The organism is Pseudomonas sp. JE3303, from assembly GCF_056312565.1.
Map to the genome: position 1 here is coordinate 559,812 of NZ_JBWGIF010000001.1, position 17,026 is coordinate 576,837.

Here is a 17,026-nt window from a genome sequence, read left to right on the forward strand (position 1 = left end):
ATGCCATCCCGACTGGCCCGCTTTGCGTTATAATCCCGCTCTTTCGCTGCCTCCCGCCCACGCGGTCGAGGCGCATTTTCAAAGAATGAAGAGGCTAGACCCTTGGCATTGACGATTCTTGGCCTGTCCGGCGCCCTTAGCCATGATCCTTCCGCGGCCCTGTACATCGACGGCAAGCTGATTGCCGCCGCTGAAGAAGAACGCTTCGTGCGCGACAAGCACGCAAAGAACCGCATGCCCTACGAGTCGGCGAAGTTCTGCCTGGAGCAGGCCGGTATCAAGCCGTCGGACGTCGACGTGGTGGCTATTCCCTTTGCGCCGATCAGTCTGTTCGGCAAGGCCCGCTGGCACTACGCCAAGCGCTACTGGTATGCCCCGGACCGCGCCCTCGACGCGATCCTGATGGGCAACCGCCGCTACAAGCGCTACCGCAAGAAAATCGTATGGTGCCTGGAGCAACTGGGCTTCGACCCCAAGAAGGTCAAGATCGAACCGGTCGAGCACCACCTGGCCCATGCCTCCAGCGCCTACCACTGCTCGGGCTTCAAGGAAAAGACCGCGATCCTCGGCATCGACGGCAAGGGCGAGTACGCCACGACCTTCTTCGGCTATGGCGAAAACGGCAAGATCCACAAGATCAAGGAGTTCTTCGACCCGGATTCGCTCGGTGGCCTGTATGGCGCGATCACCGAGTTCCTCGGTTTCGAAATGCTCGACGGCGAGTTCAAGGTCATGGGCATGGCGCCGTATGGCGACGCCAGCAAATACGACTTCTCGCGCCTGGCCAGCTTTGAGAACGGCGAGCTGGTGATCAACACCGACTACGCCAACGTCATCGGCCTGCGCCGCTATAAAGAGAAGGGCAAGGGCTTCTACTTCTCGCCCAAGCTGATCGAGTGGCTGGGTCCCAAGCGCGAAGGCGACATCGCCGACGAGCCGTACATCCATTACGCGGCGAGCATGCAGGCGCTGTTCGAAAAGCTCGCCCTGCAGATGATCGACCACTACCTGGGCGACGTCCTGCGCGAAACCGGCAAGCTGGCCTTCGCCGGCGGCTGCGCGCTGAACGTGAAGCTCAACCAGAAGATCATCGCCCGTCCCGACCTCAAGGAACTGTTCGTCCAGCCGGCTTCCGGCGACGCCGGTACCGCAGTGGGCGCCGCGGCCTACGTGTCCCACGCGCGTGGCGTGCCGGTCGAGAAGATGGAGCACGTCTATCTCGGCCCGTCGTATTCCAACGAGGACGTTATTGCCGCCTGTGCCCGCCACGCGAGCCAGCCGAAATGGCGCAAGCTGGAGAACATGCCGCAGCAGATCGCCAAGATCATGGTCGACGGCAATCCCGTGGCCTGGTTCCAGGGGCGCATGGAGTTCGGTCCGCGCGCGCTGGGTGGCCGTTCGATCATCGGCTGCCCGAGCGTGCCGGGCGTCGCCGACCGCATCAACCACCAGATCAAGTTCCGCGAGCGCTGGAGGCCTTTCTGCCCGTCGATGCTCGACACCGTGGCCCCGCAAATGATCAAGATCGATCATCCGGCACCGTTCATGACTTTCACCTTCGAAGTTTCCGAAGAGTGGAAGACCCGCGTACCAGAAGTCGTCCACGAAGACGGTACCTCGCGTGCCCAGGTGCTCAAGCGTGAGTACAACCCGCGCTACTACGACATGATGAAGTCCCTTGAAGCGCTCACCGGCAATGGCGTGTCGCTCAATACTTCGCTCAACCGCCGTGGCGAGCCGATGATCTGCTCGCCCACCGACGCGCTGAACATGTTCTTCGGCTCCGACCTGCAGTACCTGATCATGGAAGACATCCTGGTCGTCAAGGACGGTGCGGACCTGTATGACCAGCCGCTCTGAACCGCGCATCCTGCAGTTCTGCCATGGCTATGACGGGCCCTTCCTGGATTGCGCCCGTCAGTACGCCAGCCTGTTCGCAGGCAGGGGCTACAAGGTCACCACGGTGTTTCTCACCGGTGCCGCCGACTCGCAGGTCGCTGCCGGCTGCGCGTCGGACGAGGTGCTGTTTCTCGAGTTCAGCTCCAAGGCCGTGCGCGGCCTGAAGCTCGGCGCCATCCGTGCCTTGCGCAAGATAGCGGCAGAGCGCGAGTTCAGCTTCTGCATCGCCCACCGTTTCAAGCCGATCCATGTCGCGCTGCTCGGTACCCGACTGCCGGTGATCGGCGTGCACCATGCGTTCGGCGATTACCAACGGGCTGGGCGACGGCTGTTTGCCAATCTCTTTCGCAAGCGCCTGAGCCTGCTGGGCGTTTCGGATGCGGTGCGCGACGACATGCGCCGCTGCTTGCCCCAATGGCCTGCCGAGCGTATCCAGACCCTCTACAACCGGATCGACATCGCCGCGCTGCGCGCCAGCCTGGTTCCCCCAGCCCAGGCGCGCAAGGCGTTGGGCCTGGACCCTGAGGCGTGGATCGTCGGCAATGTCGGGCGGCTTCATCCGGACAAGGACCAGGCCACGCTGCTGCGTGGTTTCGCCCAGGCGCTTGCGGGTCTTCCTGCCGGTGCGCGCCTGGCGCTGCTGGGCGAGGGCCGTCTTGAAGCGTCGCTCAAGGCGCTGGCTGTCGAGCTGGGCATTTCCGGGCAGGTGGACTTCCTGGGCCAGGTGCCCGATGCCCGCCGTTACTTCAAGGCGTTCGACGTGTTTGCGCTGAGCTCCGACCATGAGCCTTTCGGCATGGTCCTGCTGGAGGCCATGGTTGCCGGTGTGCCGGTACTGGCCACGGCCTGCGGCGGTGCCCGTGAGGTAGTCGAAGGCGTCGGCGTGCTGTTCCCGCTGGGAGACGCCGCGCAGCTTGCCCAGGGCCTGCAGCACATGGCGGGGCTGGATCCGGCCCAGCGCCAGGCCTGCGCCGAACACATGCTTGGCCGCCTGCAGACGCGGTTCTCCGACCAGGCTGTGCGTGTTCACTTCTGGCAATTGCCTCAAGTGCGCGAACTGGTCGCGGAGGCCTGATGCTCAATCATCTCAAGGCCTGGCGCGAGCGGGGCTGGACCGTTATTGATGCGGCCGACTATGCCGGTGCCTGGCAGCAGTTTGGCGGCAGCGTCGCGACCCATCCCCTGGTGGTCGAGCAGTTGGCGGAGCTGGCCGGTATCCCGGTCCGCTACCTGGGCTGGCAGCAGGGCGGCGAGCTCAAGGCCGCAGTCCCGACCTGGGGTCGCCACCTGGCGCTGTCCAAGGACGTGCTCAAGCGCGCGGGCAAGAAAGGCCTGTTCGACCTCGGCAATGCCGAGCTGATCCTGCCGGCCGCGGCCAATGCCGCCGCGCCGTTGCGGCATGCCGGGCGTTACCTGTCCGAACTCAATCAGGGGCGCTTCGGTGGACTCAAGCCCCAGCGCGAGCAGTTGGCGATGGCGCGCGCCCACGAAGACCTGTCCAAGAAATTCCGCTACAACCAGCGCCGCGAACTGCGCCTGCTGGAAGAGGCGGGTGGCCAGGTGCGTGCGGTCAGCGAGTTCTCGGCTGCCGAGATGGCGGCCATGTATTGCGACCTGTTCGAGCGTCGATGGGGCTTCGCAGCGACCGGTGCGCCGCATATGGCCGAGGTGATCGAGCGTCTGCGCGAGCTGCTGATCGGCTCGGTGCTGTTTCTCAACGGCGCGCCTGTTGCCATCCAGCTGGTGTACCGGGTGGAGGCGCCGGAGTGGATCAGCGTCGAATACGTCAACGGTGGCGTCGATCCCCAGACCAAGGACTTCAGTCCAGGCAGCGTGCTGAGCTTCCTGAATACCCAGGCCGCCTGGGAAGATGCGCGTGCGCGCAGCAAGCCGCTGCGGTTCTCGTTTGGCCGTGCCGACCGCGAGTACAAGGACCGCTGGTGTAATCCTGTGCCGGTGTTCCAGGTGTGAGCCGCAAGCAGCAGTTGCTCAAGCGCCACCGGCGCAACAAGCGGCTCGGCTTGCTGGCGGGCTTGCTGCTGCTCGTCGTGCTCGGCCTGGTGGTGCAATGGTGGTTGCCGCTGCTCTTGTTGCCGCTGCTGTGGGCCGCGCATGAGGCCTGGTTCGCCGATCATCTGTTCTACTCCCCTGGCGAAGACTACGCCTACCGTTTTGGCGACGACACCCGCGCGCTGCCCGTGTCGTTGCAAAACGGTGCGCTGCTGCCTGAGGCGCCGATCGCGCTGGAGGGTGGCGAGACCTTGCTCGTGCAGGTCCGGGTTAAGGGCAGTTGGCTGGGTCGCTTCATGGATCCGGTGGTCGAGCTGTCCGACGGTCAACGGCGCGATCGGCAGACCTTCGAACGTGGCGTCGACGGGACTCGATTCCTCAACTTGACCGGCTTTGGCGAATCGCTGATGGCAGGCCGACTGCGCCTGAGCGGGCGCCATTGCCGCCTGGTGGGCGAGGCAACGTTGTGGGTTGCTCCACAGGTCGAGCTGCGCAAGCGCCGCACCATGGTGATCGCACCACACGCCGACGACGCCGAGCTTGCTGCCTATGGCCTCTACAGCCAGGCAGAAGAGGCATGGGTGGTGACCTTGACGGCTGGCGAGATCGAGGCCGAGCACTACCGTCAGATGGGCTTGGGCACCGCCGAGGCCGCTCGCCTGAAGGGCCGTCTGCGCGCCTGGGACAGTATCGCCGTGCCGCGTTGGGCGGGCGTGCCGGAATCACGGTGCGTGCAGTTGGGCTATTTCTGCCTGCAACTCCCTGCCATGCAGGCCGCACCCGGACAGCCAGCGGTTTCGCGCGAAGCCGACATGGCCGACATCCGCCCGTTCCGCTGCTTCAACCCCACACAGTTGCCTGCCGATACCGATGGCGCGCCGACCTGGAACAACCTGCTGGCCGATCTGCGCGCCCTGTTGCTGGAGGCGCGCCCGGAAGTACTGGTGATGCCGCATCCGCGCCTGGACCCGCACCCCGACCATGTCTGCGCTCAGGCAGCGGTGCTCGAAGCGTTGCAGGGCCTGGCCTGGCAGCCGAAGACCCTGCTCTGCTACGCCAACCACCTGCACGACAATGACCGTTGGCCCATGGGCGACAGTGGCGATGGCGTGGCCCTGCCTCCGCAGCTTGACGCGGACGAGGCCTGGACGCCGTGCAGCCTGTTGCTCGACCCGTCCGTCCAGCGCGACAAGGCGATGGCCCTGGGCATGATGCATGACCTGCAACCGCGAGCCCCGTTCAAGCGCCGCATGCGGCGTTGGTTGCAGCGCTGGCTGGCGGGTCGTAGTCCGTCGCCGTATGGTGAGAACGAGTTCTTCCGCAAGGCAATACGGCGTCATGAACTGTTCTGGCGCCGTGAGCTCTGACCGCATGAGTGACCACGCGCTGTGGCGCCATAGGCTCCAAGGAAAGCAATGAAAGTCCTATTTCTGGTGCAGAAGGAACAACGGGCGATTCTCGATCGTCTGTACGAAGGCGTCGCAGCCAATTGCGAATGTGACTTGCGCTGGCTGACCAGCGAGGACCAGCGCAACCTGCGCGGGTATTTCAAGCGCGAAGTGGACGTGCAGAAGTACGACCGGATCATTTTCTTCCTTCGTTTCAAGCAGGAGATCCGCCAGGCCGGGTTCATCCGTACCGTGCCCAACCTGGTGATCCTCGAGCACGACGCCTACCAGAACTACATCCCTTGCAAGTACACCGGCAAGTTCAGTGAGCACTACCGCCGGATGCCGTGGGCGCGGGTCATCAGTTCGGGCTTCCGGGTCAGCGAGCAGCTTCGCGAAGAAGGTTTCGACGCAGTATTCGTGCCCAAGGGCTACGATGAACAATTGCTCAGCGACCAAGGGCGCGAGCGGGACATCGAACTTGCGTTCGTCGGCAGCACCAAAAGTGTCGCCTACAGTGGCCGCAAGGCGCTGCTCGACGAGTTGGGGCGCGTTGAAAGCCTGGTCGTTACCCGCACCAAGTCGGGTGAGGACTACTGCAACACACTTAACCGGATCCGTTTCTTCGTCAGTGCCGACGTTGGCATGGGCGAATACATGATCAAGAATTTCGAGGCCATGGCCTGCGGCTGCGTGCTGCTGGCCTATGACCAGGGCGAGGCGGAAAACCGAGCCCTGGGGCTGGTGGACATGCACAACGTGGTGCTTTACAACAGCATTCCCCAGCTACAGGAAAAACTGCTGGTGCTGCGCGCGGACCCGGCACTGGCTCAGCGCATCGCTGCCAGTGGTCGTGAGCTGGCGGTCTCGGGCTTCAGCTTCGCGCAGGTAGGCCGCAGCATCGTCGAGCACATGCGGGCTCCACTGCGTACCCGTCCGGCCCTGACCGCCTGGCAACGCCTGCGCGCGAGGCTTGGGCTTTGACTCACTCACCTGTGTCCCATGGATGGGGCATGAACAGTTGAACACTTTCAAGCGGAGGGAGCCCGGTGCGCTTCTCTGATAGCAGTGACATTACCCTGGTGGTGACCAGTTGCGGGCGCTTCGACCTGCTCAAGGACACCCTGGAAAGCTTCGACCGGTTCAATACCGCAGCGATTCGCGAGGTCTTCATCACCGAGGACTCGGGCGATGATGCCGTGCACCAGGCGGTTCCAGAGCATTGGAAGCCCCATTGCAAGGTCTTCGTCAACCGGCCGAAGCTGGGCCAGCTGGCCTCGATCGACCTGGCCTACGGGCAGGTAAGGACGCCGTACATCTTCCATTGCGAAGATGACTGGCAGTTCTATCGCCAGGGTTTCGTCGAGGACTCGCAAGCCGTACTCGAAGTCAGTCCGCAACTGCTGCAGGTCTGGCTGCGCAGCCATGCCCACGACCTGGCTATCCACAGCCCCTACATCCACCTGGGCGACCGCCAGGTGATCGCAGGCGTGCCGTGCTATCCATTGCTCTCTGAGAAGGCCGAATGGCAGAGTTTCTCGCTCAACCCCGGCCTGCGGCGGCTGAGTGATTATCAGCGATGCGCACCGTTTAGTGCCTATGCTGGTGAAAAGGCCCTGTCGCGCCGCTATGCGGAACTTGAACTGACCGCTGTCACGCTCGAAGGCGATGCTGTGATGCATACAGGCTTCGGCAGTCACGTGACGTTGCCTGAAGAGCGCCAACGCAAGGAACGTCGGCGTCAGCGGGATAAATTGAAACTGCTCCTGGTGCTGGGACTGGGCGTGGTGATCGGCGCGGTTATCGGCCTGTTAGCAAGTTGAAACACTCTCCCTTTGAGCAAACAGCCGGGAAAAGGGGACAATTCCCCATGAATATCGTCAATGTTATGTGGGCCGGTGGGTCAGCTTATGCGTCTGTCCATAAAGTCCATCAGCTGATTCTTTCCCAGGCCGAGGAAAATTCCTCAATCTCTACTTGGTTGCTCCAAGGAGATGGCTGTTGCAGCTCTTTGGGAAATGTTCTCGAGTGGAAATTGTCCCATCGCGTGTTGAAAGGCAGGCACTTGTGGAAGCTCGCTCAACCTCTGTTGAGGGCGCGTATGCGTGCCGCTCTGCTTGACGGTGATACCCAGGTGCTGCTGCTCGACGGGATCGGTGTCGCGCGCCTGATGCTGCCACTTCTGCGAACCATGCCGCACGCCAGGGCGACCGTACTGTTCCATGGCTCGACCAAACTGCGCAGCAGCGACATCAAGCTGCTGCGCGGCATTCCCGAGCAACAACTCCAATTGACCGCCGTCTCTTCCACGCTCGCTTGTGCGCTTCAGAACGCCTTGGGCAGACCTGTCCAGGCGCTGAGAATCGCGATGGACCCGCAGGCGTTTCGTACCAACCTGCAGTCGATGGCCCAAGCCAGGCAGTCGATCGGGCTTCCTGAGTCCGCCGGGCGGGTGCTGGGTGCTGTCGGTCGTCTGGTCGAGAGCAAGGGCTTCGACTTCCTGCTTGATGCATTTGCCAAGGCCTGCATCACTGAGCCAGGCCTGAGCCTGGTAATCCTGGGCGAAGGTGAGCTGCGTGCGCACCTGGAGACGCGTATCCAGTCGCTTGGATTGACTGGGCGGGTATTGATGCCAGGCCACCTGAAGAACCTTGCGCAGCTGTATCGCGCATTCGATTGCCTGCTGGTGCCATCGCGCTCCGAGGGCCTGGGACTGGTGGTGCAAGAGGCCGTTCTCGCCGATGTGCCGGTGCTGTGCAGCGACTTGCCGGTTTTCCGGGAGCAGCTGGGGGATGTTCCCTGCTACCTCCCGGTCGGTGACGTCGCGGCTTGGTCACGGGCCATAGGGCAGTGCCGGAAGGATACCCTTCACGCGTTGGCTCAAGCCCAGCAGGGGGGATTGGCTCCCGCCTTGTCGTGGGACGCGTTTCGCCGCGGAACGGCCGGCATGCTGGCCGGCCGGGATCAGCCCCCCAGCAGCGAGTGCTCGAGCTCGGCGAGAGGGAACTGATCGCCGAGGCGCTCCCTTTCGATATAACGGGAAAAATGCTGGACGTTGCGGCGGACCATCCTCGGAGGCAAGGGGGCGCGCATGAAGCGCATGTCGGCAACGTCGATAAGCCCGAGCAGGCCTTCGGGGGTCACAACGACATTGCCAAGGTGCAGGGAGCGGAAATAGATCCCGCACTGATGCAAGTGGCGAATCAGCCCGATCAGGTCAGGCAGGTTTTTTTGCCAGCTGAAACCCGGTTCGCGCGAGATCTGCAGCAAGGTTTTGCCAGGAAGAGGGCAGTAGAGCACGGCGGTCTTGCCTGGCTCATCCAGCTTGTGATGACTGATCACGCGCAAGGTGGGAATGCCGAGCTCGGCCAGGCGCTGGGCGTTGTCGATGAAGCGCTGCGAGTACGGTCGGAATAATGCGGAAGAAATCAGGCGCTTGCGACGAAAAACCTTCAGGATATTTCCATCGCCGAGCAGGTAGACTTTGGCGCCGTAGCTGTCCGCCTCAAGAACCTTGGCGCCGTGTGTCAGCTTCTGGAAATCGTCATGGTTCAGTCGGGAATAGTGCATCGAGTGGGCCTTGTGGTCAGCTCAGGCAAAATGACCGGCAATAATGCCGAAAAAATAATCGCTTCACCATGGCAGCGTGTCGTGAAAAGTCGAGGGGATAGCAATGCTTTTTGAGAGGAACTGGGCCAAGGGGTGGCTCGCCATTGGATTTCTATGGTTTCTGGTCGCGGTAGCCCTGGCGCCCAGCAACAAGATCTACCAACAAGGGACGGTGCTTTTCCTGTGGCTGCCAACGCTCGTCCTGGCCTGGTCCGCGCGCAATGTCCTTCTCCAGGCGTGGCGGCGCCAACCCGCGCTGTGGATCTCGCTAGCGCTGCTCATGGCATGGAGCGCACTGACCCTGAAGTGGTCCGGCACCGATGACACTTCCCGCGAGGTCAAGCGCCTGCTCTACGTCGTTGTGTTCCTGCTGTTCTTCCCGCTGCTGGCTCAGCAGGGCCAGGACCGCATGATCCGGTTGTTGCGCTGGGGAGGGGTAGGTCTCGGGCTCGCCGCGCTGGTCTCGATCGTGCGCTACTACCCGATTTTGGGAAACAGCGTTTTCACCCGGCTGGAAGGCATCGGTGAGGTTTCCCATCCGATTCTCGGCGCTTACGTGATAGGCGCGGGGCTTGTCTGGATGTTGCATCTCTGGCCGCGTGAACGTTGGTCGCTGCTGGCCTGGGCAATTGCATTGGGCTGCCTGGGCGCGTTCGTGGCGCTGTGCCAGAGCCGAGGTGCGGGCATGGCGGTGGTGCTCACCGTGCTGGTAACGCCTTTCTGGGCGCGGGACAAACGCAGCATCGCGTTGGCAATGCTGGCGCTGATAGCCAGCATCTGTGCGTTTTTCATCTTCCGCGACCTTATTCTCTCAAGAGGGGTGTCATACCGGCCGGCCATCTTCAGTGCCTCCTTGCACATGGTCGCCGACCATCCCTTTGGAGGACTGGGCCTGGGAGCCCCCTACACGGTGACGGCCACCGGTGTGGAGTTTGATCACACCCACAACATGTTCACGCACGCCGCAGTGATTCTGGGATTGCCTGGAGCCATGCTCTGGATCGCGGTCTGGCTGCTGACCCTGAGCGAGATCTGGAAGCACCGCGCTTCCCAGCTCGGCAAGGCTGCGCTCGGTCTCTGGGTGTTTTCCTCGCTCAGCATGCAATCCGACGCCGCCAGCCTGTTCGGCACTCCACGCGCGGAGTGGTTCGTCAGTTGGCTGCCGATCGGCCTGGCGCTTCTGCTGCCCTGGTCGCAGGGGGCCATTGCGGGGTGTGGTAAAATCGCCCGTCATACCGTCAAAGCGAGTTTTTCAATGGTTGCCCCCTCCGTAAAGTCGGAGCCCAACTCCAGCCTGAAGATCTATTTCCGGCTGTTGAGCTACGTGAAACCCTACCTGGGCATCTTTCTGCTGAGTATCGTGGGTTTCGTCATCTTCGCCTCGACCCAGCCAATGCTGGCCGGGATTCTCAAGTACTTCGTCGACGGCCTGAGCAACCCGCAAGCGGTGCTGTTCCCCTCTGTGCCCTATCTTCGGGACCTGCAACTGCTGCAGGCCGTGCCGCTGCTGATCATTCTGATCGCGGCGTGGCAAGGCCTGGGCTCGTTTCTGGGTAACTACTTCCTGGCCAAGGTTTCCCTCGGCCTGGTGCATGACCTGCGCGTCGAGCTGTTCAACAAGCTGCTGGTACTGCCCAACCGCTATTTCGACAACCACAACTCGGGGCACCTGATCTCGCGGATCACGTTCAACGTGACCATGGTCACCGGCGCCGCCACCGACGCGATCAAGGTTGTCATCCGCGAAGGTCTTACGGTGGTCTTCCTCTTCGCCTACCTGTTGTGGATGAACTGGAAGCTGACCCTGGTGATGCTGGCGATCCTGCCGGTCATCGCCTTGATGGTGGGCACCGCGAGCAAGAAATTCCGCAAGCAGAGCAAGAAGATCCAGGTGGCCATGGGAGACGTCACCCATGTCGCTTCCGAGACTATCCAGGGTTATCGAGTGGTGCGCAGCTTTGGTGGCGAAAGCTACGAAGAACAGCGTTTTCGCGCGGCCAGCCAGGGCAATACCGACAAACAGCTGCGCATGACCAAGACGGGCGCGGTGTACACGCCAATGCTGCAACTGGTGATCTACAGCGCCATGGCGGCGTTGATGTTCCTGGTGCTGTTCCTGCGTGGCGAAGCCTCGGCCGGTGACCTGGTGGCCTATATCACTGCCGCAGGCCTGCTGCCCAAGCCGATCCGCCAGCTGTCCGAAGTCAGCTCGACCATCCAGAAAGGCCTGGCAGGTGCCGAAAGCATCTTCGAGCAGCTGGACGAGCCCGCCGAGGTCGATTCCGGCACCGTCGAGAAGGCGCGTGTCGAAGGCCGCCTGGAAGTGCGCAACCTGAGCTTCACCTATCCCGGCACCGACCGGCAGGTACTCAGCGACATCAGCTTCACTGCCGAGCCCGGGCAGATGATTGCCCTGGTTGGCCGCTCTGGCAGCGGCAAGTCCACGCTTGCGGCGCTGATCCCGCGGTTCTACCACCATAACGAGGGGCAGATCCTTCTCGATGGCGTTGAAATCGAGACGTACCGCCTGCGTAACCTGCGTCGTCATGTCGCCCAGGTCACCCAGCACGTCACGCTGTTCAACGACACGGTAGCCAACAACATCGCCTACGGTGACCTGGCCGGTGCCCCGCGCGAAGCCATCAAGGCTGCGGCCGCCGATGCCTACGCGCTGGACTTCATCGAGCAACTGCCCAAGGGTTTCGACACCGAGGTCGGCGAGAATGGCGTGCTGCTGTCCGGTGGCCAGCGCCAGCGCCTTGCGATCGCCCGGGCACTGCTCAAGAATGCGCCGTTGCTGATTCTCGACGAAGCGACCTCGGCCCTGGACACCGAGTCGGAGCGGCATATCCAGGCTGCGCTGGATCATGTGATGCAAGGACGCACCACCCTGGTGATCGCTCACCGCCTCTCGACCATCGAGAAGGCCGACATGATCCTGGTGATGGACCACGGTCGCCTGGTGGAGCGCGGCACCCACGCCGAGCTGCTTGCGGCCAATGGCTATTATGCCCGGCTGCACGCCATGGGCCTCGACGAGCCGGTCCACGACAACATCACCTGAGATACGGTGGATCGGGGCCCATCGTGCCCCGATCGTTACTGTCGATTGCAAAGGTACAGGTGGCAACAAAGCCGTCGCCTGGCCTGTGCTAATATCCCGCCCTTGTTAATTTTTTCATATGGGTTGCCCATGAAGTTATCCATGCCGCTTTTCAATCAAGCCCCGGTTCTGGTGGTCGGCGATGTCATGCTCGACCGCTACTGGCATGGTGGTACCTCGCGGATTTCACCCGAGGCGCCCGTGCCGGTGGTCAGGGTCGAGCAGATCGAAGACCGTCCGGGCGGCGCCGCCAACGTTGCGCTCAACATCGCAGCGCTGGGCGCGCCCGCTTCACTGGTTGGCGTCACCGGCCAGGACGAGGCGGCCGAAAGCCTGGCCAACAGCTTGCAGGCTGCTGGCGTGCGTTCGATCTTCCAGCGCATCGCGCACCAGCCGACCATCGTCAAGCTGCGGGTCATGAGCCGTCACCAGCAGTTGCTGCGCATCGACTTCGAAGAACCCTTCGCCACCGATGCGTTGTCGCTGGGTGCCGAAGTGGATGCCTTGCTCGACGGTGTAAAGGTGCTAGTCCTGTCGGACTACGGCAAGGGGGCGCTGCGTAATCATCAGGATCTGATCCAGGCTGCCACGGCCAGGGGTATCCCGGTGCTGGCCGATCCCAAGGGCAAGGATTTCTCGGTCTACCGGGGCGCCAGCCTGATCACCCCGAACCTCAGCGAATTCGAGGCCGTTGTCGGCCGCTGCGCCGATGAATCGGAGCTCGTTGCCAAGGGCCTGCAGCTGATGCTGGAACTCGACCTGGGCGCCTTGCTGGTAACCCGGGGCGAGCACGGCATGACCTTGCTGCGTGCCGATCACCCGGCGATGCACCTGCCAGCACGTGCCCGCGAGGTATTCGATGTCACGGGTGCGGGCGATACGGTGATTTCCACCCTGGCTGCGGCGATTGCCGCGGGCGAGGACCTGCCGCAGGCCGTGGGCCTTGCGAATCTCGCGGCGGGTATCGTGGTGGGCAAACTGGGTACGGCCGCGATCAGCGCCCCGGAGCTGCGCCGGGCCATCCAGCGCGAAGAAGGCTCCGAGCGGGGCGTGCTGAGTCTCGACCAGCTGCTGCTGGCTATCGACGATGCCCGTGCGCACAAGGAAAGAATCGTCTTCACCAATGGCTGTTTCGATATCCTTCACGCAGGTCATGTGACCTACCTGGAACAGGCGCGCGCCCAAGGCGATCGCCTGATCGTCGCGGTCAACGACGATGCTTCGGTCAGTCGGCTGAAGGGGCCGGGCCGGCCGATCAACAGCGTCGATCGGCGGATGGCTGTACTGGCTGGGCTTGGCGCGGTGGACTGGGTCATCAGCTTCCCCGAAGGCACCCCTGAAAACCTGCTGAGCCAGGTCAAGCCTGATGTTCTGGTCAAGGGGGGCGATTATGGGATCGATCAGGTGGTTGGTGCCGACATCGTCACCGGCTACGGCGGTACCGTGAAGGTGCTGGGGCTGGTCGAGAACAGCTCGACCACGGCCATTGTCGAGAAGATTCGCAAGAATTGAGAAGGGCTGGTCTGCCTTGTGCTGCCTGTGAGGGCCTCACCGCGACTTGCACGCGATGAGGCCCTCAAGGCGCTACTTGTTCAACGCCATCCGCAACAGATCCCGCGCCTTGCCCTTCAACCGCTGCAACCCTGACGCCCGTTTCGGCGCCACCAGCCCTTGCTGGCGCAGCCAGTCTTTCCAGCGTATCCGCTCCTCCCTGACTACCCACCCGTCCTGCGCCGCGAAGCTTTCGGCCAGGTACAGTCCGCGTGTGCCGGCAGCCTGCAGCTGGCCTTTCCTCAAGGTGTACAGCTCCGCCGTCGGCTCGCCATCGTCCAACGGCATCAGGTACAGGTCCGGACGCTTGCGGTTAAGCCTTGCCACCAGCTGATCGCCTTCCAATCGCTCGTCCACATGAAACAGGCTCAGCGACTTCGCCTCTCTCGGCACTTGTAGCCGCAGGTCATAGATCAGCTGCAACGATGCCGTGGGCAGATGCACATAGGCCCGCGGGCGCTCCAGCAGGGTGAGCGTACCGCAGTGCACCGGCCGCGCGGCGCCCGACTGTGGGGTAAGCACAAACGGCAGGGCTTCGCGGTAATGCAGCGCGGCCGAGTAGGGCGCTGGCAGCCAGGTCTCGTTGAAGCGTCCGCCAAGCCAGCCCTCCGGCGTTTCCAGCAGGCACTCCTCGGCCACTTCCTGGATGGCGGTGTGCAGCGGCAGGTTGAGCTCGCGCGCAGGTACGTAGCCGGATATCAGCTTGAGCACCACGTCGCCACGGTCCTGCCGGCGCTGGCGTACCAGAACCCAGTAGTCACGGTTTTGCCAGGTCAGGGTGAGGCGCACCGAAACACCGAGATTCGCCAGCTCGGCCACGAAACGCTGGGTGTCGGCCACCTGAATCGGCTTGCGCCGCTGCAGGGTCTGGGCAAAGTTCAAGGGCATGCCTACCCCCTGGTAGTGCAAGGCATCGGGGGTGGCTTCGACGTGCAGCGGCAGAGTCTTGAAGTTGCTGGGGTTCTTGCGGATCAGCGTTCGCGCCACGAGGCTCCTCCTTGCGTTGGGGGCGGCCGCGCGGGCGGCTCAGTGCTGGCTGAGGATGCGGGCGACTGTCGCGACGTTGTGCGCCAGGTGCAACGGATTGATGGTGCCGACAATAGCACTGCACACCCCAGGGTGAGCAAACAGCAATTCGAAGCTGGCGCGCACCGGATCGGTGCCCGGCGCCAGGCATACATGACCGCTGGCAAGCGCCTTTTTCACCAGGATTGCCTTGCCATGTTCGGCAGCGTAGTCCAGCACGGGACGCTCCGCCTGCTCCGTCAGGTTGTAGGTGACCATGGCGCAGTCCCCGTGTTCCAAGGCCTTCAGTCCCCCGGCCGCCGTCTTGCCGGAAAACCCGTAGCCCCTGATCTTGCCTTCCTGCTTGAGTGCGGCGAGGGTCTGGTAGACCTCCTGCTCCTCGAGAATTGCCAGATCGTTGCCGTCCGAGTGCACCAGAACAAGATCGATACAATCTGTTTCAAGGCGCTTCAGGCTGCGCTCCACGGACAGGCGCGTGTGGGCGGCGCTGAAGTCGTGATGGGACTGGCCGTCTTCGAATTCCTCGCCGACCTTGCTGACGATCACCCAGTCATGGCGCTGGCCGCGCAACAGCGGGCCGAGGCGCTCTTCACTGTTGCCGTAGGCCGGGGCGGTATCGATCAGGTTGATGCCCAGTTGGCGCGCCTGGGCCAGCAGCATGCGTGCCTGGTCATCGTTCGGGATGGTGAACCCGGCGGGGTACTTGACCCCCTGGTCACGGCCAAGCTTGACGGTGCCCAGGCCCAGGGGAGAAACCTTGAGGCCAGTGCTGCCCAGAGGCCGGTGGAAGTCATGCAGGGTCGGTAGGCTCATGGCAGCAGTTGCTCCCAGGCAGGGATGCCGATGGAGGGTCGGGGGAGGTCGCTCAGGTCTGGGCGCTCTACAGGCCGGATGCCGTCGCGCTCAAGGCTGTTCAGCACACGATCGGCGAAGTCTGGCGCAAGGGCCAATTTGGTCGGCCAGCCCACCAGCAGCCGCTGCTGCTCGGCAAGGAAGGCGTTGTCGGGACGTACAAGCCCCGACTGCGCAGGCTCGGCGCGGTCAATGCGCACGGTAGCCCAGCGCACCTGGCTCAGGTCGACCCAGGGCAGCAGGCCGGCGATTTCCTTCTGTGCCGCAGCAATCTGTGCGGCTGGCTCGCGGGCCACGCCGTCGGCTTCGGCCAGGTCGCCGCCGAGATACCAGACCCACTGGCCATCACTGGCGGGATGGCTGGTCACGGTGACCCTGGGCTTGGGGCCGCCGCCCAGGCAATGGGCATACAGCGGTTTTAGCGCTGCTCCCTTGGCCATGACCATATGCAGCGGGCGGCGCTGCATCGCGGGCTGATCCAGGCCAAGTGCCTGCAGCAGGTCGGCAGTACCGGCGCCGGCGCTGAGCACGATGCGCTGGGCACGGATCTCACGCCCGTCGACCCGCAGGCCGACGAGGGTTTCACCCTGGTGCAGCGGCTCGATCCGCTCACCGGCCAGCAGGCTGTCTCCGGCAAGCCCGGCCAACGCCTTCAACAGGCTCGGGACATCGACCACCAGCTCGGCCAGGCGATATACCTTGCCCTTGAAGCCACGGTCCTGGAGGGCAGGGGGCAGTTGATCACCCTTTACCTGATCGACCCGGCCACGTACCGCCTTGCTGGCGAAAAAGCTGGTCAGGTTGCCAGCCAGGGTACCCGGCGACCACAGGTAATGGGCCTCCGACAGCAGGCGGACAGCAGACAGGTCCAGTTCACCATCGCCCGCCAGCGCCTCGCGCCAGCGGCGCGGCATGTCGGCGATGGCTTCCGAGGCACCGGTCAGCGCCCCATGCAAGGCGTACTTGGCGCCGCCATGGATGATGCCCTGGGACTTGATGGTCTGCTCGCCACCCAGGCTCGCGCGTTCCACCAGTACCGTCGAGTAGCCCAGGCGCCGCAAGCGGGCGTTGAGCCAGAGGCCCGCGACCCCGGCGCCAACGATCAGGACGTCAGTGGAAATGGCAGATGACATGCGCAAACCTCACAAGCAGGGACAGGCGCCCAGTATACAGACTGGGCGAGGGATCAATGCCCGGTGGTTTTCGAGAAGACCTGGATCACCACCACGCCCGCCACGATCATGGCCATGCCGAGCATCGCCGGCATGTCCAGCTTCTGCCCGTAGATCACCAGCGCCGCCACGCTGATCAGCACGATGCCCAGCCCGGACCAGATCGCATACGCGATCCCGACCGGCACGCTGCGCACTACCAGGGTCAGCATCCAGAACGCTACCGCGTAGCCGCAGATCATCAGCATCAGCGGCAGCGGCGTGCTCAGGCCCTTTACCGCCTTCATGGAGGCGGTGGCGATGACTTCGGCGACGATGGCAATGGCCAGGTAGGTGTAGGCGTTCATGAGTCGTTCCTTGAGGGGGCTGGCTGTGCATTCTAGGCATTCGTGCACTTGCGGGCCATGTGCTAGTAA

General features: G+C 63.3%; 14 protein-coding genes and 1 pseudogene. 10 read left to right on the plus strand and 5 right to left on the minus strand.

Annotation, left to right across the window (positions count from 1 at the left end):
* Positions 1-102 precede the first annotated feature (102 nt).
* From AC0ZZU_RS02655 to AC0ZZU_RS02685, 7 genes are all read left to right on the plus strand, one after another.
* Complete coding sequence (locus tag AC0ZZU_RS02655; protein WP_476338838.1) at positions 103-1,860, plus strand: carbamoyltransferase family protein; 1,758 nt, start codon at positions 103-105, stop codon at positions 1,858-1,860.
* Positions 1,844-2,974 carry a glycosyltransferase gene (locus AC0ZZU_RS02660; RefSeq protein WP_476338840.1) on the plus strand — a complete coding sequence of 377 codons (1,131 nt, stop codon included), beginning with the start codon at positions 1,844-1,846 and terminating at the stop codon, positions 2,972-2,974. Before AC0ZZU_RS02655 ends, AC0ZZU_RS02660 begins: the two co-directional genes overlap by 17 nt.
* On the plus strand, positions 2,974-3,870 hold the full coding sequence (locus tag AC0ZZU_RS02665) for an antimicrobial resistance protein Mig-14 (RefSeq protein WP_476338841.1): 897 nt from the start codon (positions 2,974-2,976) through the stop codon (positions 3,868-3,870). Before AC0ZZU_RS02660 ends, AC0ZZU_RS02665 begins: the two co-directional genes overlap by 1 nt.
* On the plus strand, positions 3,867-5,276 hold the full coding sequence (locus AC0ZZU_RS02670; protein WP_476338843.1) for a PIG-L family deacetylase: 1,410 nt from the start codon (positions 3,867-3,869) through the stop codon (positions 5,274-5,276). The genes AC0ZZU_RS02665 and AC0ZZU_RS02670 overlap by 4 nt, the downstream gene beginning before the upstream one ends.
* 48 nt (positions 5,277-5,324) lie before the next feature.
* Positions 5,325-6,281: a glycosyltransferase family protein gene (locus tag AC0ZZU_RS02675; RefSeq protein WP_476338845.1), complete on the plus strand. Its 957-nt coding sequence runs from the start codon at positions 5,325-5,327 to the stop codon at positions 6,279-6,281.
* Between the two features lie 65 nt (positions 6,282-6,346).
* Positions 6,347-7,120 (plus strand): glycosyltransferase family 2 protein, encoded by a 774-nt coding sequence (locus tag AC0ZZU_RS02680; protein WP_476338847.1) that lies wholly within the window; start codon positions 6,347-6,349, stop codon positions 7,118-7,120.
* A gap of 47 nt (positions 7,121-7,167) precedes the next feature.
* Positions 7,168-8,307 carry a glycosyltransferase gene (locus AC0ZZU_RS02685; protein WP_476338849.1) on the plus strand — a complete coding sequence of 380 codons (1,140 nt, stop codon included), beginning with the start codon at positions 7,168-7,170 and terminating at the stop codon, positions 8,305-8,307.
* Here AC0ZZU_RS02685 and AC0ZZU_RS02690 read toward each other — a convergent pair.
* Positions 8,262-8,867 carry a toluene tolerance protein gene (locus tag AC0ZZU_RS02690; RefSeq protein WP_476338850.1) on the minus strand — a complete coding sequence of 202 codons (606 nt, stop codon included), beginning with the start codon at positions 8,865-8,867 and terminating at the stop codon, positions 8,262-8,264. The two genes, AC0ZZU_RS02685 and AC0ZZU_RS02690, sit on opposite strands and share 46 nt — an antisense overlap.
* Positions 8,868-9,486: 619 nt before the next feature.
* Between AC0ZZU_RS02690 and AC0ZZU_RS02695 the strand changes: the two are divergent.
* The 3 genes and pseudogenes from AC0ZZU_RS02695 to hldE all read left to right on the plus strand — a co-directional run.
* Positions 9,487-9,897 (plus strand): annotated as a pseudogene (locus AC0ZZU_RS02695) (O-antigen ligase family protein); the annotation flags it as partial.
* A 264-nt stretch (positions 9,898-10,161) separates the two neighbouring features.
* On the plus strand, positions 10,162-11,970 hold the full coding sequence (msbA, locus tag AC0ZZU_RS02700; protein WP_476339117.1) for a lipid A export permease/ATP-binding protein MsbA: 1,809 nt from the start codon (positions 10,162-10,164) through the stop codon (positions 11,968-11,970).
* Between the two features lie 129 nt (positions 11,971-12,099).
* Complete coding sequence (hldE, locus tag AC0ZZU_RS02705) at positions 12,100-13,521, plus strand: bifunctional D-glycero-beta-D-manno-heptose-7-phosphate kinase/D-glycero-beta-D-manno-heptose 1-phosphate adenylyltransferase HldE (RefSeq protein ID WP_476338852.1); 1,422 nt, start codon at positions 12,100-12,102, stop codon at positions 13,519-13,521.
* Between the two features lie 72 nt (positions 13,522-13,593).
* Here the strand turns inward: hldE and AC0ZZU_RS02710 are convergent, their stop codons facing one another.
* The 4 genes from AC0ZZU_RS02710 to AC0ZZU_RS02725 are packed head-to-tail and all read right to left on the minus strand — an operon-like array spanning position 13,594 to position 16,957.
* Positions 13,594-14,547: a metal ABC transporter ATPase gene (locus AC0ZZU_RS02710; RefSeq protein ID WP_476338854.1), complete on the minus strand. Its 954-nt coding sequence runs from the start codon at positions 14,545-14,547 to the stop codon at positions 13,594-13,596.
* Between the two features lie 39 nt (positions 14,548-14,586).
* A complete protein-coding gene (locus tag AC0ZZU_RS02715) occupies positions 14,587-15,399 on the minus strand; it encodes an aldo/keto reductase (protein WP_476338856.1) in 813 nt (270 codons plus the stop codon).
* Entirely contained in the window at positions 15,396-16,571 is a 1,176-nt protein-coding gene (locus AC0ZZU_RS02720) for an NAD(P)/FAD-dependent oxidoreductase (protein ID WP_476338857.1), read from the minus strand. Before AC0ZZU_RS02720 ends, AC0ZZU_RS02715 begins: the two co-directional genes overlap by 4 nt.
* 53 nt (positions 16,572-16,624) lie before the next feature.
* Positions 16,625-16,957, minus strand: a complete 333-nt coding sequence (locus AC0ZZU_RS02725; protein ID WP_158458550.1) for an SMR family transporter — start codon at positions 16,955-16,957, stop codon at positions 16,625-16,627.
* Positions 16,958-17,026 lie beyond the last annotated feature (69 nt).

What these genes read in the sequence shown, in the direction of transcription:
- AC0ZZU_RS02715 (WP_476338856.1), bottom strand. Translation starts at nt 15,399, where the DNA reads ATGAGCCTACCGACCCTGCATGACTTCCACCGGCCTCTGGGCAGCACT.
- AC0ZZU_RS02720 (WP_476338857.1), bottom strand. Translation starts at nt 16,571, where the DNA reads ATGTCATCTGCCATTTCCACTGACGTCCTGATCGTTGGCGCCGGGGTC.
- msbA (WP_476339117.1), top strand. Translation starts at nt 10,162, where the DNA reads ATGGTTGCCCCCTCCGTAAAGTCGGAGCCCAACTCCAGCCTGAAGATC.
- hldE (WP_476338852.1), top strand. Translation starts at nt 12,100, where the DNA reads ATGAAGTTATCCATGCCGCTTTTCAATCAAGCCCCGGTTCTGGTGGTC.
- AC0ZZU_RS02725 (WP_158458550.1), bottom strand. Translation starts at nt 16,957, where the DNA reads ATGAACGCCTACACCTACCTGGCCATTGCCATCGTCGCCGAAGTCATC.
- AC0ZZU_RS02665 (WP_476338841.1), top strand. Translation starts at nt 2,974, where the DNA reads ATGCTCAATCATCTCAAGGCCTGGCGCGAGCGGGGCTGGACCGTTATT.
- AC0ZZU_RS02685 (WP_476338849.1), top strand. Translation starts at nt 7,168, where the DNA reads ATGAATATCGTCAATGTTATGTGGGCCGGTGGGTCAGCTTATGCGTCT.
- AC0ZZU_RS02675 (WP_476338845.1), top strand. Translation starts at nt 5,325, where the DNA reads ATGAAAGTCCTATTTCTGGTGCAGAAGGAACAACGGGCGATTCTCGAT.
- AC0ZZU_RS02660 (WP_476338840.1), top strand. Translation starts at nt 1,844, where the DNA reads ATGACCAGCCGCTCTGAACCGCGCATCCTGCAGTTCTGCCATGGCTAT.
- AC0ZZU_RS02690 (WP_476338850.1), bottom strand. Translation starts at nt 8,867, where the DNA reads ATGCACTATTCCCGACTGAACCATGACGATTTCCAGAAGCTGACACAC.